Raw genomic sequence first — 19875 nt, 5'->3', positions numbered from 1 at the left:
AGGCCGGGGTCGTCGTCTCCCGGCCGTCCTGGGCGGGGGTGAGCAGCCTGCGCAGGGAGAGCGCGACCAGCGAGGCGACCAGGCAGCCACTGACCACGGTCGCCACCCAGACCCGGCCGTCGGCGGCGCCGATGAGCGGGCCGGCGGTGACCGGGCCGATGACACCGCTGATTCCGAAGATCATTGAACTCATCGCGTTGTACCTGCCGCGCAGCTCGTCGGTGGCCAGCGCGTTGGTCAGCGCCGGCATCACCGGGGACAGCATCGTCTCGCCGAAGCCGAAGATCGCCGAGCAGGCCACCACACAGAGCGCGGCCAGTAGGGCGCCCTCGGTGCTGACGAGGCCGGCGGCGCCGAGGACCAGCCAGGCGGCCGCGAACACCGCCCCGACCACGGCCAGCGCGGCGGTGCGGCTGCGGCCCTCGATCCGCCGGATCACCAGGAGTTGGGCGAGCACGATCGTCACGGTGTTCGCCGCGAGCGCCCAGGCAACCACCCGAGGGCTCACCTCGGCGACCCGCACGGCGTACGCGGCGAAGCCCACCTCGATCTGCGCGTACCCGCAGGTGGTGAGGACCAGACCGAAGATCACCAGCCGGCGGAACGGGCGATCCCGGAGCACGGTCAGGTAGCCGCCGGCCGACGGCTGGTCCGCGGCCCGGCGGTCGCCGAGCCGGTGCCCGACGCCCGGCAGGGTGAGCAGGATCAGTGCCGGCATGAGATAGCTCACCGCGTCCAGCAGGTAGATCGCCTGGAAGGTGCCCGGTCGGGCCGTGTCGACGATCGCGCCGGAGGTCATGCCGCCGATGCCGATACCGAGGTTGAGCAGCGCGAAGTTGAGCCCGAAGACGCGTTGGCGCTCACCGTCGTCGGTCAGCGAGGCGAGGATGGTGTTCTGACCGGACCAGATCGCCGAACTGCCCACCGCGATCACCGTCATCACCGCGAACGCGGAGGCGCTGGAGTCGACCAGGGCCAGCGAGCCGGTGCCCGCCGCCTCGATCACCAGGCACGGCAGTACCACCCGGCGTGCCCCGAAACGGTCGATCAGCGTCCCGCCCAGCGGCGACAGGGCCAGCGTGACCGCGCCGTACCAGCCGATCACCAGGCCGGCTCGGGTGTCGGTGAGCCCGCGCACGTCGGTCAGGTAGATGAACAGGAACGGCAGGGTGAGGCCACGCCCGACCGCCGACAGCAGGGTGCCGACGAGGAGCCGGCGAGCTTCCGGACGGCGGGGTAGGGCGCGACGCAACATGTCCGCATTCTGTTCGTCGGGTGTGACACCGCGCGAACCGTTTACCGAGGCGGCGGCTGTCGGGGTGCTCTGCCATGCTGGCCCGGTGAGCGTGACCTGGCGACACCTGCCCGCATCCGCCCGCGAGATCGCCGGTGCCGCCACCGACGCGGTCGAGGCCGCGAAAACCCGGGACACCGAGGCGTACGACGTGGCTGCGGGCCGGCTCACCACCGCCGAGCGTTCGGGCCTGGTGCTCGGTGCCGTGGTGCGGCTGCTGCTGGAGGAGACGCATCCGGACGGGCTGGACGGTGATGACGTACGCCAGGTGCTCCAGCGGTGCGTCCGCGCGGCGGCCCCCTGGCGACCGGACGTCGACCCGCACGTCGTGCTGGTCCTGCTGGCCGGGGCGCTCGGCGTGTACGACCCGGGTGAGGACGACTCCCCGCCCGACGCGGCGGCGCTCGCCCGACACGGTCCGCTGCTCGTGGCCGACCTGCTGGCGGTGACGGGCCGGCCGGTCGACGGCTACCTGAGCGCGGCGTTCGCCGAGATCGAGCGCACCGAACGGCACGACTGACAGGCACCGAACGGCACGACTGACAGGCACCGAACGGCACGACTGACGGGCACCGAACGGCACCGAACGGCCGAGGGTGCAGAACGATCGGCGCTGATCACATCGGTCGGTGTCGCGCTACTCTCTGGTCCGCATGATCAACTTGTAACGGGGGTACGTGATGGACAGACGTGTGTGGGCGGGGCTGGCGGTCGTACCGCTGCTCGGTGGTGTTGGCCTGGTGGCCCCGGCGACGCCCGCGGTGGCGGTGGCCCCGGCGCCGGTCGCCCAGGCGGCGGCCAGTCCGGCGAACGAGCTGTACGTGAGCGGCAAGGACTGCGCGCCGGGTGCCGACGGCAGCGAAGAGGCGCCGTACTGCACGATCTCGGCCGCGGCCGCGGTGGCGCAGCCCGGCCAGACGGTGTTGGTGCAGCCCGGGGACTATCCGGAGACGGTCACCTTCACCCGGTCCGGCACGGAGACCGCGCCCATCACGTTCCGTGCCGTCGCCACCTGGTCTGGTCGGATCACCGTCGGCAACATCGGTGACACCGTTGTGGGCACCGTCTTCAGGTTCACCGGTGTGCACGACGTCGTGGTCGAGGGCTTCATCGTGGAGGACACCGACACGGTGACGCCCGTCGTGGTCGACGCCTCGACGAGAGTCACCATCAACGACATCGCCGCGCACGCCTATCGCGCTCCGGCGGCCGTGCACGTCACCGGTAACTCCACCGACGTCACCATCAGCCGGGCGTTCCTGACTCACTTGGCGGCCCCCGCCATCCGGATCGATCCGGGTGTCCGCGGGACCGTGGTCGTCAACAACCAGCTTCACCTGGGTGGTCTGCTGGCCACCGACGCTCCTGGGACGGTCATCACCAACAACACGGTGCTCACCTACTGCGTGCGGGGAATCGACGTGGTCGGCGACTCGACCGGGCTCTCGTTGCAGAACAACATCGTGCGCACGAGCCTCGGTCACTTCGCCTGCAAGACGCCGCAGGACGCGATCGCCATCGCGGTCGCCGCGCCGGCAACGGGAGCCGTCTCCAACTACAACCTGATCGACCCGATCAGTGGTGGTCCCGTCTACCAGTGGGCGGGCACGGCCTACTCCGACCTGGCGTCGTTCCGGGCCGCGACCGGGCAGGGCGGCAAGGACATCGCCGCCGACCCGCTGATCGTCGGGAGCACGAGCGGAGGACCCAAGACCTTCTTCCCGGCCGATCCGACCTCGCCCGCCGTGGACTCGGCGAACGCCCTCGCGCCGGGCGTCACGCGCACGGACATGCTCGGCAACCCGCACAGTGACAACCCTGCCGTGGCGAACACCGGCACCGGCAACGGATTCCACGACCGGGGCGCGGTCGAGGCTCAGGGCATCCCGGGGAACGGGCAGTACGACATCCGGCAGAAGCCCGGTGACGACTCGTTCGCCGTGACGGCGACGGTGACACCGCAGTTCGCCTGGCCGGTGGACGGCGAAGGCGGCACCATCTCCTACCGGTTCGACGGAAGGCGCTACCTGATTGTCACGTCGGCCCGCTCGGTCGCCTCATCCTTCAAGGGGGCCGGCACGGGCTGTGTCTCCGTCGCGATCAGCTACACCGGGTTCCGGTGGGCCGGGACGACGAATGGAAGCGTCTGCACCAGGGTCGGTACGCGGTACACGCCGTCCGCCCCGACGCGGTTGCTGGACACCCGGGCGGCGATCGGCACCGCCACCACCACCCCGGTGCCGGCCAACGGCGAGGTCACCGTGCCGATTCCGGCGGTCAACGGCGTACCGGCGGCCGACATCATCGCGGTGGTGCTGAACGTCACCGTCACCGCGCCCACCATGCCCGGCTTCATCAGCGTCCGCGCCCCGAACGGGCAGCTCGGCTCCTCGAGTGTCAACTTCGTCGCCAACGAGACGGTTCCGAACCTGGTCATGACGCAGGTGACCGGTGGGGTCGTCCGGCTGGTCAACCGCAGCGGCGGCACCGTCCACCTGCTCGCCGACCTGCAGGGCGTGTACAGCCGCAAGGGTTCCGGGTTCAAGACGCTCGACCCGACCCGGGTGCTGGACACCCGTACCGGCACCGGCCTTCCCCTGGCCGCGAACGGTGAGCGGCGGCTGGACCTCTCCGGAAAGCTACCCGCGGACGCCACCGCCGCGATCCTCAACGTCACCGTCACCGCGCCGACGACGGCCGGTGTGCTCAGCGTCTACCCGGATGGCTCACCGGCGCCCCTGGCCTCGAACCTGAACTTCGTGGCCCGGCAGACCATCCCCAACCTGGTCGTCGTGCCGGTGGTGGCGGGGAAGGTGATGATCCGCAACGTCAGTTCGGGGACCACCCACGTGGTTGCCGACCTGGCCGGCTACTTCGGCTCGGCCGCGTCGGGTGCGGACCAGACCTACGTGCCGTCGGAGCGCCGGGTCGCGGACTCCCGCGATGACTCCGGATGGCTCAGGACGGTGAGTCCAGGCCCGTTCGCCGCATTCGCCGTCGGTGGTGCCCCGATCCTCAGCGACGTCTGGTGCGGAACGGGATGTCCACTGGTAACCGCCGGGGTGTTGAACCTGACCGTGACCGCGCCGGCGGCGGCGGGTGTGCTGACCGCGTACCCGCGCGGGACGGCGAGGCCAACCGCGTCGAACGTGAACTTCGTGGCCGGGGAGACCGCCTCCAACCTGGTGGTGTCGAAGACCGGCGGCAATTATGTGGATGTCGTCAACAACAGCTCCGGTACGGCTCACCTCATCGCCGACCTGGCCGGATACTTCATCGCTTCGGCCTACTGAGGCGCGGTGCTGCACAGCGGCCGGGCATCGGATCGATCCGATGCCCGGCCACTGCGCCGATCGACCCGGATGTCCAGCCGATCGGTCAGCCCGGCGACCTGGCCGGGGACGTCCACATTGGTATCGGTCACGGTATTCTCCGCGAACTTGAGTGATCGACTTTGGCACGGGGGCCAAGATGGAAATCCGACGTTGGGCGCAGCTTGCGCTCGTACCACTGATTGGCGGCGCGGCCCTGGTGGGCCCCGCGGTGCCCGCCGCGGCGGCGCCCGCACCCGTCTCCGCGGCGGTAGCCGCCGGCGAACTGAACGTCAGCCAACACTGGTGCCTGGGCAGCGGCGACGGCAGTGAACAGCGGCCGTTCTGCACCATCTCCGAGGCGGCGGCGGTGGCCGGCCCGGGCCAGACGGTGCTGATCCACCCGGGGGAGTACCAGGAGAACGTCCGGTTCACCCGTTCGGGCACCGAGTCGGCGCCGATCACCTTCCGCGCGGTGAACGTCAACTGGCAGATGGCGCGGGTGGGCAGGTACAACACCGCGGCGGTCACCGGGACGATCCTCGACCTCAGTGGCGTGCACGACGTGACGGTGGAGGGCCTGGTCGTGTTCGGGGCCCACAACGCCGACGTCGTCACGGTGCGGGATTCTCAGCGGGTCCGCCTCGACAAGCTCACCGTCGAGACCGGTGCCTACGGCCCCAGCGGAGTGCGGATCAGCGGTGTCTCGAACCGGGTGACGCTGAGCCGTAGCTTCGTCTACAACACGCAGGGCGCTTCGGTGACCATCGAGCCGGGGGTCACCGACACGACGGTCACCGCCAGTCAGTTCGACGGCTTCGGCCTGGCCGCAGCGGATACGCGCGGCCTCACCATCACCGGAAACACCTTCCAGGTCGACTGCAGCAGTGGCATCGACCTGGCCGGCAGCTCACCGGGCGCCTCGATCCGCAACAACATCGTCGTCACGACCCGCCGGCGCCACGTGTGCGACACCCCGGCGAACGCGGTCGGTATCCGGTTGTCCGCCGGGTCGGTGGCGGGCAGCAGCACCGACCACAACCTGTTCGACCCGACCAGCGGTGGAGTTCCCTACAACTGGGCGGGCACCGATCACCCGACCCTCACCTCGTTCGTCGCGGCGACCGGGCAGGGCGTCCACGACCTCTCGGCCGACCCGAAGCTCGTCCGGGTGAACGGTTGGGACCGGAACTACCTGGAGACCGCGCCTGGTTCGCCCGCCCGGGACTCGGCTGACGCGAACGCCCCCGGTGTCCTGGACACCGACATGCTCGACGCCTCCTTCGCCGACGATCCGGCCGCCGCGAACACCGGCACCGGCAGCGGGTACCGCGACCGGGGTGCGGTGGAGGCTCAGGGACCGGTCACCCAGGACCCGCTGCGGGTCGAGCGCAAGGTCGGCGGCGGCCCGTTCGACGTGGTCGCGCGGTCGGGTCTGCACTCCGCCTGGCCGGTCGAGCGGGAGCGGGCCCAGTACGCCTACTACCTCACCGGTAAGCGGTTCTGGCGGGTGACCGACGCCGCGACCGCCGAGTACACGCTGCGGCGCGCCGGCGACGCCTGCGTCCAGGTGCAGGTCTCGCAGACCGATTTCCGACTGCCCAAGGAGTACGAGGGACCGGTCTGCACCCAGGTCGGTGCGCGTTACGTACCGGTGGCGCCGACGCGGGTTCTGGACACCCGAGCCCGGATCGGAGTGCCCGACATCCGGCCGGTCGCCGCCTTCGGGCGGGTCGAGTTGCCGGTAGGCACCATCGCCGGAGTGGCGCAGGAGGACATCAGTGCGGTCGTCCTCAACCTGACGGTGACCCAACCCAGCGCCTCAGGTTTCATCAGGGTCGACTCGACCGGCGCCTTCAGCAGCTCGTCCAACCTCAACTTCGTGACTGGGGAGACGGTGCCGAACCAGGTGACCGTACCCGTCGTCGGCGGCTCGCTGGTGTTCACCAACTACAGCTCGGGCACCGTTCACCTGATCGCCGACCTGCAGGGCTTCTACGCCGCGAACGGGTCTGGCTTCGCGTCGGCACCCCCGGCACGGGTCATCGACACCCGGGAGGGAACCGGCACGCCGTTCCCGGCGATGGGCATCCGTACCCTCGACCTCTCCGACCGGCTGCCCGTCGGCGCGACGGCCGCCGTGCTGTCGGTGACGGTCACCGCTCCGACCACCAGCGGCGTGCTCACCGTCTACCCGTACGGCTCGACGGCACCCACCGCGTCCAGCCTCAACTTCGTCGCCGGGCAGACCATCCCCAATTTGGTCACCGTGCCGGTGGTGAACGGCCGGGTCAGCATCCTCAACAACAGCTCCGGCACCACCCACGTCATCGCGGACCTGGCCGGCTGGTTCAGCCCGAACGCCACCCAGACCTTCGTTCCGATCACGTCGACGCGGATCGTGGACTCCCGGGACAGCACCGGGCTGCCCGGCCGTACGCCGGCTTCCCTCACCGCCGGGGAGACGGTCCGGTTCGAGCCATTGCGGCCTGGCGTCACCTGCGCGCCGGCCTGCCCCGCCCCGACCGCACTGGTAGGCAACGTGACCGTCACCGCGCCGACCAGGCCGGGCGTGCTCACCGTTCACCCCGGCGGCGGGCCGCGGCCCACCGCCTCGAACGTCAACTTCGTCGCCGGTGAGACGGCGTCGAACGCCGCCGTGGTCGCGGTCGGCTCGGGCGTCGACCTCTTCCACAACAGCGGGGGTACGTCCCACGTCATCGTCGACGAGGCGGGCTACTTCATCGCCGCCGCGTCCTGACCCGCGTAGCGCTGAAGAACCGGCGCCCTCCGCGTACAGCGTGGGGCGCCGGTTCTTTCTGCCTGAGGTGCCGGGGCAGCCGGCACGGCACGCGTGAATATAGGCTGCGGCGAGATTTGTTCGACTTCCACGGGGGACAGTTGATGAGAAGACACAGGTCGGTGCAGCTTGCGGTCGTACCGCTGCTGGCGGGTGTGGGCCTGGTCGGGCCCGCCGGGCCGGCGGTGGCGGCATCCGCGCCAGCCGGGGCCAGGGCCGCCACACCTGGCACCGAGGTGTACGTCAGCCAGCGTGACTGCAAGCCCGCTGGCGACGGCAGCGAGGCCGCGCCCTACTGCACGATCGGTGCCGCGTTGGCCGTGGCCCAGTCGGGTCAGACGGTGCTCGTGCAGCCGGGGAACTACGCGGAGAAGGTGACAGTCACACGGTCCGGCACGGAGTCCGCGCCGATCACCGTGCGTGCGGTCAACACCTCGCGGGGCCTCGTCCGTCTCGGTCACTACACGCTCAGCGGTACGCCGCTGACGATCTCCGGCGTGCATGACGTCGTGGTCGAGGGCTTCACGCTCACCGGCCCGAGCAATGCGGTGCCGGTTCTGATCAGCGGGGCCCAGCGGGTTACCGTGGACGGCATCGCCACCGGCGGGGGCACCCTGCCCGCCGTCCGTGTCACGGGTTCGTCCAGTGCTGTCACGGTCAGTCGGGGCTGGTTCCCCGGCTCGGGCACCGCCGCCACCGGCGTGGCTGTCGAGGCGGGTGTCACCGGCGCGGTGGTCACCGCCAACACCTTCTTCAAGACCCTGGTCGCCGTGACCGACGCGCCGGGAGCCCGGATCACCGGCAACACGGTGGTGACCGACTGCGCGACCGGGATCGTGCTGGCCGGTGCCTCGACCGGCGCGAGCATCCGGAACAACATCCTGCGTACCGGTGCCGGTCCCGTCCCGGCACCGGAAACCTGTGCCGCCCCGACGACGGCGCCAGCGATCTCGGTCGCCGTCGCCGCCACCGGCGGCACGGAGGCCGACTACAACCTGGTCGACCCGGCCAGTGGTGGGGCTGTCTACCGCTGGGGCGCGACCGACCACGCCGACCTGGCGTCGTTCCGGGCGGCGACCGGTCAGGGCGATCACGACATCCTGGCCCCGGTCCTGCTGGGCGAGCGGTTGGGCACCGAGCGTGGCTGGTTCCCGCCGACCGCCGCTTCGCCGGCGATCGACTCCGCCGACGCGACGGCACCCGGCGTCGCCCGTACCGACCTGCTGGACAACGCGCACGCCGACGCACCGACCGTGGCCAACACCGGTACCGGTAACGGCTACCACGACCGGGGCGCGGTCGAGCTCCAGGGTGGCCGGACGGTGAGCGGGTACGGGGTCCAGAGCAAGCCTGGCGGTTCGTCGCTGGACTACACCGCTCCCCTGACGGTCAGCCACGCGTGGCCCACCGATGGCCCGGTGGGCAAGGTTGCCCAGCGGTTCACCAACGATCGGTTCTACCGGGTGGGTCCGATCGTGCCGGCCGATAGCCAACTGCAGCGTGCCGGCACCGCCTGCGTGAGCAACGACATCCGGTTCGACAACTTCCGGGTGCTCCCGCCGAGCGTGCTCGAGCCGCTGGGTGGAGACTGCGCGGTCCTCGGCGCGATGTTCACCCCGGTGGCGCCGACCCGCCTGCTGGACACCCGCGCCGCCGTCGGGATCAGCACCACCGTTCCCGTCGCGGCCAACTCCGAGATCGTTCTGCCGATCATGTCGATCAACGGTGTGGCGGCCGCGAACATCACGGCTGTGGTGCTCAATGTCACGGCCACCCAGCCGACCACCGCGGGATACCTCACCGTCTACCCCGACGGCAAGACCGCACCCCAGGCGTCGAGCGTCAACTTCGTCCCTGGTGAGACCGTGCCGAACCAGGTCACGGTGCCGATGTCCAACGGCAACCTGCGCATCCGTAACAACGCCGGCGGGACGGTGCACGTCGTCGTCGACCTGCAGGGCTTCTACTCCGGCTTCGGTGACGGCTTCAAGCCGCTGGCGCCGACCCGCGTGCTGGACACCCGGGCCAACGGGGGCGCGCCGGTCCCCGCGAACACCTACCGGGTGCTCGATCTCTCCGGGCGGGTGCCGTCGGGTGCCAAGGCCGTCGTGCTGAACGTGACGGCCACCCAGCCGACGGCGAACGGGGTTCTCACCGTGTACCCGGCCGGTTCGTCGGTGCCGACGGCATCCAACCTGAACTTCGTCACCGGCCAGACCATCCCCAACCTGGTGACGGTGCCGGTGGTGAACGGCCGGCTCGTCATCCAGAACGTCAGTTCCGGCACCACCCACGTGCTCGCGGACCTGGCCGGTTGGTACGGGACCGGCGCCGTCGACGGCTTCGTCCCGTACGGCCCCCAGCGGATCCTCGACACCCGGTCCGGGATCGGCGGGCACACTCTGCCCCAGTTCACGTCGGTCGACCTGTGGGTGCCGTTCCTGGACCCGAACGGGAACGACAACACGCCGAAGCCGACGGCGTTGGTGGCCAACCTGACGGTCACCGGGCCGACCGCACCGGGTGTCCTCACCGCACAGCCCAAGGGTGAGGCGCCCTCGGCCGCCTCGAACGTCAACTTCGTGGCCGGGGAGACGGCGTCGAACGCCGCAGTGGTGCGAGTGGGCGCCAACGGTGCCGTGACGGTGACGAACAACAGTGGTGGCAGCACGGACGTCGTGGTCGACCAGGCGGGCCACTTCATCGCCACCACCCCCTGACCGAACCGATCAGACCCGGAGCCGGCGCCACGTGATGGTGCCGGCTCCGGTCGTTCCGGCGACGGTGATCGATCGACTGACGTGACCGGCCGGGTAGCGCCGGTAGTCTCCGCCTGATCATGATCGACAAAAAGACGGGGATGTCCATGGGCAGTCGCTGGTTTGCCGGGTTCTTAGTCGTACCCCTTGTCCTGGGTGCCGGTGGCCTGGCCGGGCCGGCGGCGCCGGCCAACGCGGCGGTGCCCGCGCGGGCCGCGGTGCCCGTGACCGCCCAGCCGGCCGCCCAGGCCGTCCTGCCGCCCGAGCTTGCGGTGGACCAGCAGCGTTGCTCCGCCAGCGGTGGCACCGGCAGCGCCGACGACCCGTTCTGCACGATCTCCGCGGCGGCGGCCGTGGTCCAACCGGGACAGACCGTGCTCGTCGAGCCGGGGCACTACGAGGAGGTGCTGACGATCAGGCGTTCCGGTACGCCCGAGGCGCCGATCACCTTCCGTTCCTCGGCGGTCCGGGGAGACGTGCGGATCGGCAAAGTCCGGTCCATGGAGGGGCCGACCACCGGCAGCGTCATCATCTTCGCCGGGGTGCACGACGTGGCCCTGCGAGACTTCGTGGTGGAAGGCGTGAGTGGGGCGCCCGCCGTGACGGTGGACGGCTCGACCCGGGTCACCATCGATGGCAACGGCATCCGGGGTGCGACGGCGTCCGGGGGAGTGCGGATCACCGGTGCATCCCGTGACGTCACGGTCAGCCGCCAGTGGTTCCTGATCGGCGGCGGGCCGGTGGTGGCCGTCGGGGCCGGCACCGTCAACGCGGTCGTCGTCGGTAACCAGGGCAACAGCCGCGTCGGGATGGTCGTCACCGACGCCCCGGACACCGTGGTCACCGGCAACACCATCATCACCACGTGTGGGAGGGGAATCGACGTGGCCGGCGACTCGCCGGGCGCGAGCATCCGGAACAACATCGTCGCGACGGCGGGCAGCGTCCGGCAGGTCTGCGCCGATCCGGCGGCTGCCGCCGCGATCACCGTGGCCGCCGGGTCGACCGCTCGCAGCGTCGTCGATCACAACCTGGTCGATCCGGTCAGCGGCGGTCCGTTCTACGTCTGGGGCGGCACCGCACACACCACGCGGGACAGCTTCGTCGCGTCCACCGGTCAGGGTGTCAACGACCTGGCGACGAACCCGGGGATCGACATCGTCGACATCAACTACTGGCGGAGCTGGATCACACTGCGGCCGGGATCTCCCGCCATCGACTCGGCGGACGGCTCCGCCCCGGGTGCCCTGCCGAGTGACATCCTGGGTAACCCGTACAGCGACGACCCGAGCGCCGCCAACACCGGCACGGGCAGTGGTTACCGGGACCGGGGTGCCTGGGAGCGCCAGGGGACGCTGGACGCCGGTGCGATCGACATCCGGCGGGCGGCCGGCGGTGGTCCCCTCGACACGGTGGCGACCATCACCCCGACCCACAGTTGGCCGGTCGAGCGTGAAGAGGGCCGCTACGCGTTCCAGTTCGGCGACCAGACCGTCGCGCGCATCAGCGACGTGCCGCGAGCCAGCTACACGTACCGCCGGGCGGGGGTGTCCTGCGTCTCCTACTACGTCAGCCCGAACGGATTCCGCCGTGTCAACGGCGGCGTGGGGACCACCGATCGGGCCTGCACGGTGACCGGCTCGTACTACACGGCGGTCGCGCCGACGCGGCTGCTGGACACCCGTACCGCTCTCGGCATTCCGACCACGGTGCCGGTTGCCGCCGGCGGCCGGGTGACGCTCGACCTGCCCCAGGTGGCTGGCGTACCGGTCGCCGACATCAGCTCGATCGTTTTGAACGTCACCGTCACCAGCCCCACCACTGCCGGTTTCCTGAAGGTCTACTCCAGCGCCACAGGCGCCATCACGTCGAGCGTCAACTTCGTGGCCAACGAGACCGTGCCGAATCTGGTCACCGTGCCGGTGCGCGACGGCCGGATCTACCTGGAGAACGCCAGCGGGGGGACGGTCCACCTGGTCGCCGATCTCCAGGGCTACTACAGCGCCCACGGCTCGGGCTTCGCCCCGATGACACCGACGCGGGTGCTGGACACCCGCTCGGCAGCTCCGGTCGCCCCGAACGGCGACCTGCACGTCGACCTCTCCGACGTCCTCCCGGCCGACGTGACCGCCGCGATCCTCAACGTCACGGTCACCCAGCCGACGACCGCCGGGGTGCTCACCGTCTACCCGAACGGTACGCCGGTGCCGATGGCGTCCAACCTGAACTTCGTGGCCGGGCAGACGATCCCCAACCTGGTCACCGTGCCGGTTGTCGGCGGTAAGGTGGCGATCCGCAACGTCAGCTCCGGCACCACCCACGTCGTCGCCGACCTGGCCGGCTACTTCGGGTCCGCGGCCTCCGGGGCGACCCAGAGCTACGTGCCGTACGGGCCGTCCCGGATCGCCGACAGCCGCACCGGCGACGGCCTGATCGACCGCACCGCCGGCCCGCTCGAGAAGCAGGCGGTGGCGAGCGTCGAGGCGTGGTACTACAAGGCGTTCGACGGCGCTGACTGCGGTTCGGACTGCCCCGCCCCCACCGCCGTCGTGGCCAACCTGACCGTCACCGCTCCGACCACCGCCGGCGTTCTCACGGCCTTTCCCCACCGGACGACGCCCCCCACCGCCTCGAACGTCAACTTCGTCGCCGGCGAGACGGCCTCCAACCTCGCGGTCATCAAGACCCGGGACGCGGTGATCTCCCTGTACAACAACAGTTCCGGCAGCAGCCACGTGCTCGTCGACCAGGCGGGCTACTTCATCGCGGCCGCCTGAGTTCACGCCGCCCCTCGCCCGCACCGGGCGAGGGGCGGCGCCCAGGCCGGCAGGCCCGCTCCAATTGCGGTGCGCGGGCCGGCGCGGGCCGGGATACGCTGCCGCCGCACTCATCTGTCGATACGTCACGGGGGCGTTGATGAAGAGACGTGAACGGTCGCTGCTCGCACTCATACCGCTGGCGGCGGGCGCGGTCCTGTCGGGGCCGGCGGCCTCCGCCGCGGCCGGGCCCGCGCCGGTCGTCGCGCAGGCGGCCACACCGGCCAACGAGGTGTACGTCAGTGAGAAGCACTGCGACTGGCTGACCGGCGGCGACGGCAGCATGGCGAACCCGTACTGCATGATCTCCTCGGCGGCCGAGGTGGCGCAGCCGGGGCAGACCGTGCTGGTGCAGCCCGGCAACTACGAGGAGGGGGTGTTCTTCACCCACTCCGGCACCGAGGGCGCGCCGATCACCTACCGCGCGGTCAACGGCCCCGACGGTGAGGTTCATGTCGGCGCCTACGAGAACACGTACATCAGGGACACGGTCTTCCACCTGTACAAGGTGCACGACATCGTCCTCGAGGGCTTCTCCGTGCACGCCTGGGGCAGCGAAGAGACGATCGTGGTGAACGGTTCCAGTCGGATCACACTGGACGGTCTCGCGGTCCGCAACTACGAGGACGCGCCGGGGCTGATCCGCCTCACCGGTGGGTCGAGTGACGTCACGGTCAGCCGCAACTTCCTCGCCTCGTACACCAGGGTCGCCGGTGTGGCCGTGGACGCGGGGGTCAGCGGGACGGTGGTGAGCGGCAACGCGTTCCGGGACAGCCGGATGGTCGTCGCGGACGCACCGGGCACGGTGGTCACCGGCAACACCATCGTCAACCGCTGCGACGCGGGCATCCTGGTGACCGGGGCCGCGCCGGGGGTCTCGCTGCGCAACAACATCATCCAGACCGCGGACGGTGTCGCCAGCAGCCCCGGCCGGTGTGCCACCCCGTCGCGTGCGACGGCGATCTCGGTCTCGGCCGATTCGACGCAGGGCACGACCGTCGACCACAACCTCATCGATCCGACCAGCGGTGGCGCACCGTACGACTGGGCCGGCACCGCCCACCCGACCCTGGCGAGCTTCCAGGCCGCGAGTGGCCAGGGTGGCCACGACCTCGTCGGGCCGGCGGGGATCACCGGCCCGCAGGGCTCGGTGTTCGGCTGGTACCCGCTCACCCCCGGGTCGCCGGCGATCGACTCCGCCGACGCGACCGCGCCCGGTGCCCTCCCGACGGACCTGCTGGGCAACCCGCACGCGGATCCGCCGGACGTGAGCAACACCGGCACCGGTCCGGGCTACCACGACCGGGGCGCGACCGAGTACGTCGGCACGGGCGCGCTCGGTGGCAAGTCGTTCCGCCGCAGCGCGGGTGGCGACCCGTTGGACGCGGTCGCGACCCTCACGCCCAAGCTGCCGTACCCGACCGACGGCCCGGGCGGCACGGTGGCGTTCAAGTTCGGTGACGAGCGCTTCTGGCGGGTCGGCCACAGCCCGTCCATGACCTACACGTTCCGCCGCGCCGGCCATGTCTCGGTCACCGGCTGGATCAACTACCTGGGCTTCCGCAAGGCGGACCGGGCCGTCGTGACCGCCGCCGGTGACATCAACGTCGGTCAGATGGGCACGATCGTCGGGGCCACCTACCACCCGGTCGCTCCCGCCCGGCTGCTGGACACCCGTAGCGCCGTCGGAGTGCCCACGAGGACGGCGGTGCCCGCAGGCACCGAGGTCGTCCTGCCGATCGCCGGCATCGGCGTTACGCCGGCGGCGGACATCACCGCCGTGGTGCTCAACGTGACGGCCACCCAGCCGTCGATGGCGGGCTTCCTCACCGTGTACCCGGACGGGACGGCGCTGCCCAGCGCCTCGAGCGTCAACTTCGTCGCCGGCGAGACGGTACCGAACCTGGTCACCGTGCCGATGAGCAACGGCAAGGTCCGGATCCGCAACGGCAGCGGCGGTACGGTGCACGTGATCGCCGATCTCCAGGGCTGGTACGGCGCTGCCGGCAGCGGCCTGAAGACGCTCGCACCGACCCGGGTGCTGGACACCCGTGGCGCGGGCGCCACGGCGTTCCCCGCGAACACGACCCGCCAGGTGGACCTCTCCGCGGCCCTGCCGTCCGACGCCACGGCGGTCATCCTCAACGTCACGGCGACCGGCGCGACGGCTCACGGCGTGCTCAAGCTGTTCCCGGCTGGCGCGGCGGTGCCGGTGGCGTCCAACCTGAACTTCGTCGCCGGGCAGACGATCCCGAATCTGGTCATCGTCCCGGTGACCGGCGGCCGGGTCAGCATCCACAACGAGAGTTCCGGCAGCACCCACGTCGTCGCGGACCTGGCCGGCTACTTCGGTTCCGCCTCGTCCGGTGCCGCCGACAGCTACGTGCCGATGTCTCCGGCCCGGATAGTGGACACCCGGCAGGGCTCCGGCCTGCTGGACCGGTGGGAACGCGCCCCGCTTCAGCCTCGGGAGGATGTCCGTTTCCTGCCCTGGTTCCGGGACGCCGACTGTGTTGACGGCTGCCCGGCTGCGACCGCCGCGGTCGTCAACCTGACCGCCACCGAGCCCACCACGCCAGGTGTGCTCACCGCGTACCCGGCCACCGGGACGGCACCGCCCACCGCGTCCAACGTCAACTTCGTGGCCGGCGAGACCGCCTCCAACCTGGCGGTGGTGCGAACAGGTACGGCCGGCCAGGTCAGGCTGTTCAACAACAGCGGCGGGACCACCCATGCTGTCGTCGACCAGTCGGGCTACTTCATCGCACCCGCCGTCTGACGATGACCAGAGCGGCCGCCGCCGGGGTGCCGGCGGCGGCCGTACGGCCACGAGTGGACGTGGCCCGACCGCCGGTGCTCCACCCACTCGGCCCGTGACCGGGATCGCAGGGGGGTCCTCACGTCGACTGCTGCCGTGCAAGGTTCCAGGGTGGGCAGGCAGCCCCGAAAACGAATCAAGGCCCCTCGGTGGAGGGGCCTTGACCTGCTCTTACCTCTGGTCGGGGTGGCCGGATTCGAACCGACGACCTCTTCGTCCCGAAGTGGCGGCAGTCCGGTCGGATCGGGCGTCGTCAGAGGTCATCCGGCCTGGCGATGCTCGTCCTGGTCTGGTTCGGCGGGCACGGTTGCTGTACTTCGCTGCTGTACTTCCGGCGGCTGCCTCGTCCAGCCGACAAAGCGGCGGTGCAGGGTTCCGGCCGGCGCCCACGGCATGTCCTCGGCGGCTTGGATGAGGTAGCCTCCGAGGTAGAGGGCCAGCGACTCTGGCGCATCGGCGTACTACGCACGCAGCTCTTGCCGCCGCGTCGGACACGGCCACGGCAGGTTGCAGCCACCGCAGCTCCAGATCGGCATGACCGGGCCATGGCTGGTCACTGCTGATCCTCCGTTTGCGGCCAGTGCCCTCGGTTGATCGGTATCCGGTGCCGGGCACGGCACGGCAGGGCGGCTCCGCAGTTGCAGATACGCCGCCAACGCTGCCAGGACCACACCGGCCGATGCCGCCGGGCGAAGGTCAACGCGGTGGCGGAGACGTATTCGTCGTACGAGACACGCCGCACGTACCTCTCCCTCGTCGCTCACGAGGGCGGCAGCATCGTCGCCCTCTCGATGAGGGACACGGCGGCCGGGCGTGCCTCGCACCGACCACCGCATCCCGTGAGCAAGAAGCTACGTTCGGTCGTCTAACGGGATGGGTAAGGTTTCTACCCCTGATTCAGGAGACGAGTCCGACTCTCATAGCCAGGTCGCGTGCGTCGTCCCGGGTGGCACGCGGACCGTCGAGCAGGTCCATGGTGATCTGACGGGCGTACCCGTTGAATCGGATCGTCTCCGGAGCCGACTCGTACGCCTGCCGAAGCGCTGCCACGGTCGCTTCCTTGTCGTCCTTGCCGTAGTGTGCCCGCGCGACCTCGATCAGATGGCGTGCCCGGCGTGGCCTCGACGGAATAGCAGCCGCATCATGGCGACGTGCCTGCCGCACCGCCTCGCCCGACTGCTGCAACTCCACCGCGACGGTCACCGCGTGTGCACCCATGATGATCCGCGAAAACGACGTCTGCGACTGGTAGAAGCCCTCCGGCAGGCGCTGCGCCACCTGGTCCGCGCGGTCCCAGTACCGCCAGGCGCGACCTTCCTCACCGGCACGAGCAGCCGTGTACGCGGCCTCGAAGTTCAGCGCACCCCACAACGCCAGCAGATTCGGGCTTCCGTCAGCCGCCCTCGGCTCCAACGCCGACAGCACCTCCAGCGTCACCCTCATCGCGGTGTCCCAGTCACCGGCCTCCCGATGCACCTGACACAGAAACCAACCTGCACGGGCGATCGCCTCCGGATCACCGGACTCCTGCGCCGCCACCATCGCCCGATCCGTCACCCGCCACAGCAACTCGGCGGCAGGCTGGTAGGCAATGAACATCTGCGCCAACCCGAGCGTTTCCGCCCACAGGGCTTGCGCCTCCCGTCGCCGGCCGCCCTCGTACGCCAACACGGCCCGCTGCCCGTCCCTCAGCAACCCCGGCAACAACCCGCCCAGGACCGTACGGTGATCCGCTGCCTGATGGCGCGCCCGCCACCCTGCCGCAAGTCGCTGCCGCAGACCGGACAACAACTCCGGCGGGGTGTCATCGGGAAGCGCGACATGATTCAGGGCGGCCCGGACCGACACCAGCGCCGGATGCTCGGGCCCGTTGACCACAGCGGACCCATCGGCCAACTCCGCTGCCAAGGCGGACACGTCGATCTTCAGAGCACGCGCAATCCGATCCAGCATATGAATACGCGGTGGCAGGATCCGATCCGTCTCCACCGCCTTGACCCACTCGGCGCTACGGCCCACCAACCCGCCCAGCACCGTCCGACTCTTCCCGGACCGCTCCCGATAGACCTTCAACCGCTGCCCGAACGTCAACTCCGGCAAGGAATCCACCCGGAACCCCCTCGCGTAGCGCAGGACGCACCACCGACCCATCGGCCGCCACCACCGCCAACGCTACCGACCAGACCGACGCCTCATAACCCCCACCACGCCGGCGGCCCGCCCGCACCGGAATGGCATCCAACCCCTCGCTTGTAAGTTCTGGGCGCTCCGTCCGGCGGGGTCCATCCGCGTCTGCGACCTCGGGCGCCTGTCCGTGATCGGCCACTGACTGCTGCCCTCATCCCGGCCGGTTGCTGTCAGCGTTGCTGTCGCACACGGGCCGCAGCGCGCCGAGGGTGCTACAGGATGGCGAGCCTTTGCGACGATAGCCCCGTGACGATCCGATCGCTTCCCGGATGAGACATCACTGTCTGCTACCACCGAAAGTGAGCCAGGGCCGTTAACTTGACACTCCCCGCCAGCGCAAGACGAGCACGGCCTGCCGGAAGCAGGTCAACGCCCGCCGCCCCGCACGGGTATCGCCGCAGACGTTCGGCATGCAGCAGGCCGGAGAGGTAGAACATGGTCTCATCGCGTACGGGGAGCGTGGCGGTATAGGTGATACTCATGGGCGGCGCGGAACTCCGGGCGAGTGGTCTGTGAGAGGAACACCCGTACCGGCGTTCCGCGCCTTTACTGGTTCACCCCGCGCCCGTCTGGGTGATTCCTCCACGCATTCGACCTTCCGGACACCATACCCGGTGATCAGAGCCTTACCGAAAGGCTCTCTATGTAGTCATCGGCGAGGGCTTACAACAGGGGTAGTGGCTGGACGCGGGACAGGCGGTGCCGCGATAGAGCCATCGCTATCGGCCGACGTCGACGCCGTCGCAACCCCCAAACCATCAGACTTCAGATTCGCCACCGTGCTCATTTGTGAACTCACACCTGTGGCACTCGGGAATTCCCCTTTGGTTGGTGGCTGCGGGTTACTCTCGGATCTGCTCGGCTTGGCGGCCGCCTGGACCATTCTGCCCGGAAGGCTGTAGTTGATTCCTTGGCGCCGGTCCGGTATAGCCTCGGGCCTAGCAGGGCGGGGCGCATGCATGGGGCCCGTCGGGAAGATGTATATGGTGGTCGAGGTGTCATATGGGTGCGTGTGCACGTCATGCTCCTTCGTCACAGATTTGGAGGGTCGAGCGACCGGGCTCCAGCGCGTAGGGAGTCACGTCTGCGCGTCCGGGCGTACATACAACGGAAGATTGCCGGCCCCGGTTCACCAGGGCATTCGCAAGGTCGAGCTTTGACCGTTTAGTTGCTTTTGGGGTAGTCACGCCGGTTCGGGCCGGTACGTAGAAGAGCGCGGTCTTCTGGATCATTCAGGTGTCTAGGCCGGATGATCACAAGTGAAGGACCGCGCTCGTGGAAGCATCATCGTTGATCGGCGGGTTGTCGGCACGTCTGCATGGCGTGTCGCCACTGGTGGAGCAGGACGCGCTGGGGTTGTTGCAGGTGTTGGCGCAGGTGCCGGACCTGCGGGACCGGCGGGGTCGGATCTATCCGTTGCCGGGTCTGCTCGCGGTCGCGGTCGCGGCGGTGGTCTCGGGGCAGAGTCGGGTCGTGGAGATCACCGAGTGGGCCGCGGATCTGCCGGACGCGGTATGGGACCGCCTCGGGGCGGCCCGGGACCGGTTCACCGGCGCCCGGCGGGTGGCTGATGACAGCACTCTGGGTCGGGTCCTTGCCGGCATCGACGCCGACGCCCTGGATGCCGCGGTGTGCCGATGGCTGATCAGCCGCGCAGGTTCTGGCGGTCCGGGCCGGCGGGTGATCGCCGTTGATGGAAAGACGTTGCGGGGCAGCGGTCCCGCGGGCGCTCAGGTTCATCTGCTCGCCGCCGTGGATCACCATGACGGGATCGTCCTGGCCCAGAGCGACGTCGATGGGAAGACGAACGAGATCACCAGGTTCGTGCCCATGTTGGACACCCTCGACCTGGCCGGGGCGGTCATCACAGCGGACGCCTTGCATACCCAG

The 19875-nt window shown here is 70.0% G+C and carries 9 protein-coding genes and 1 pseudogene; 7 read left to right on the top strand and 3 right to left on the bottom strand.

All coding sequences use genetic code 11. The annotated features are described in order from the left end of the window. On the bottom strand, nucleotides 1-1255 hold a 1255-nt coding region (locus F8271_RS20450), incomplete at its 3' end, for an MFS transporter (RefSeq protein WP_151491440.1). Nucleotides 1256-1340: 85 nt separating this feature from the next. Here F8271_RS20450 and F8271_RS20445 point away from each other — a divergent pair. From F8271_RS20445 to F8271_RS20420, 6 genes are all read left to right on the top strand, one after another. After that, nucleotides 1341-1814, top strand: coding sequence for a hypothetical protein (locus F8271_RS20445; protein WP_225854651.1), 474 nt, complete (start codon nucleotides 1341-1343; stop codon nucleotides 1812-1814). A gap of 160 nt (nucleotides 1815-1974) precedes the next feature. Continuing rightward, nucleotides 1975-4587 carry a hypothetical protein gene (locus tag F8271_RS20440; protein ID WP_151491439.1) on the top strand — a complete coding sequence of 871 codons (2613 nt, stop codon included), beginning with the start codon at nucleotides 1975-1977 and terminating at the stop codon, nucleotides 4585-4587. 178 nt (nucleotides 4588-4765) lie between these two features. Further along, a complete protein-coding gene (locus F8271_RS20435; RefSeq protein ID WP_151491438.1) occupies nucleotides 4766-7366 on the top strand; it encodes a right-handed parallel beta-helix repeat-containing protein in 2601 nt (866 codons plus the stop codon). A gap of 143 nt (nucleotides 7367-7509) precedes the next feature. Next, on the top strand, nucleotides 7510-10125 hold the full coding sequence (locus F8271_RS20430; RefSeq protein ID WP_151491437.1) for a NosD domain-containing protein: 2616 nt from the start codon (nucleotides 7510-7512) through the stop codon (nucleotides 10123-10125). A 119-nt stretch (nucleotides 10126-10244) separates the two neighbouring features. Continuing rightward, a complete protein-coding gene (locus tag F8271_RS20425; protein WP_151491436.1) occupies nucleotides 10245-12941 on the top strand; it encodes a right-handed parallel beta-helix repeat-containing protein in 2697 nt (898 codons plus the stop codon). Between the two features lie 139 nt (nucleotides 12942-13080). Then, nucleotides 13081-15759: a right-handed parallel beta-helix repeat-containing protein gene (locus tag F8271_RS20420; protein ID WP_151491435.1), complete on the top strand. Its 2679-nt coding sequence runs from the start codon at nucleotides 13081-13083 to the stop codon at nucleotides 15757-15759. Between the two features lie 936 nt (nucleotides 15760-16695). On the opposite strand, the gene F8271_RS20405 is transcribed toward F8271_RS20420, so the two are convergent. Together F8271_RS20405 and F8271_RS33290 are read right to left on the bottom strand one after the other, a co-directional pair. Then, the gene (locus tag F8271_RS20405; RefSeq protein WP_151491433.1) at nucleotides 16696-17907 is read right to left on the bottom strand and encodes a helix-turn-helix transcriptional regulator; all 1212 of its coding nucleotides are present in this window, start codon (nucleotides 17905-17907) and stop codon (nucleotides 16696-16698) included. 409 nt (nucleotides 17908-18316) lie between these two features. Then, a pseudogene (locus tag F8271_RS33290) lies at nucleotides 18317-18467 on the bottom strand (IS5/IS1182 family transposase); the annotation flags it as partial. A 793-nt stretch (nucleotides 18468-19260) separates the two neighbouring features. Here F8271_RS33290 and F8271_RS20395 point away from each other — a divergent pair. Next, on the top strand, nucleotides 19261-19875 hold a 615-nt coding region (locus F8271_RS20395; protein ID WP_151491432.1), incomplete at its 3' end, for an ISAs1 family transposase.

It is taken from the genome of Micromonospora sp. ALFpr18c, from assembly GCF_008868155.1.
Classification (GTDB): Bacteria; Actinomycetota; Actinomycetes; order Mycobacteriales; family Micromonosporaceae; genus Micromonospora.
Note: the sequence above shows the minus strand (reverse complement) of the source record. Positions and strands in the feature narration are given on the sequence as shown.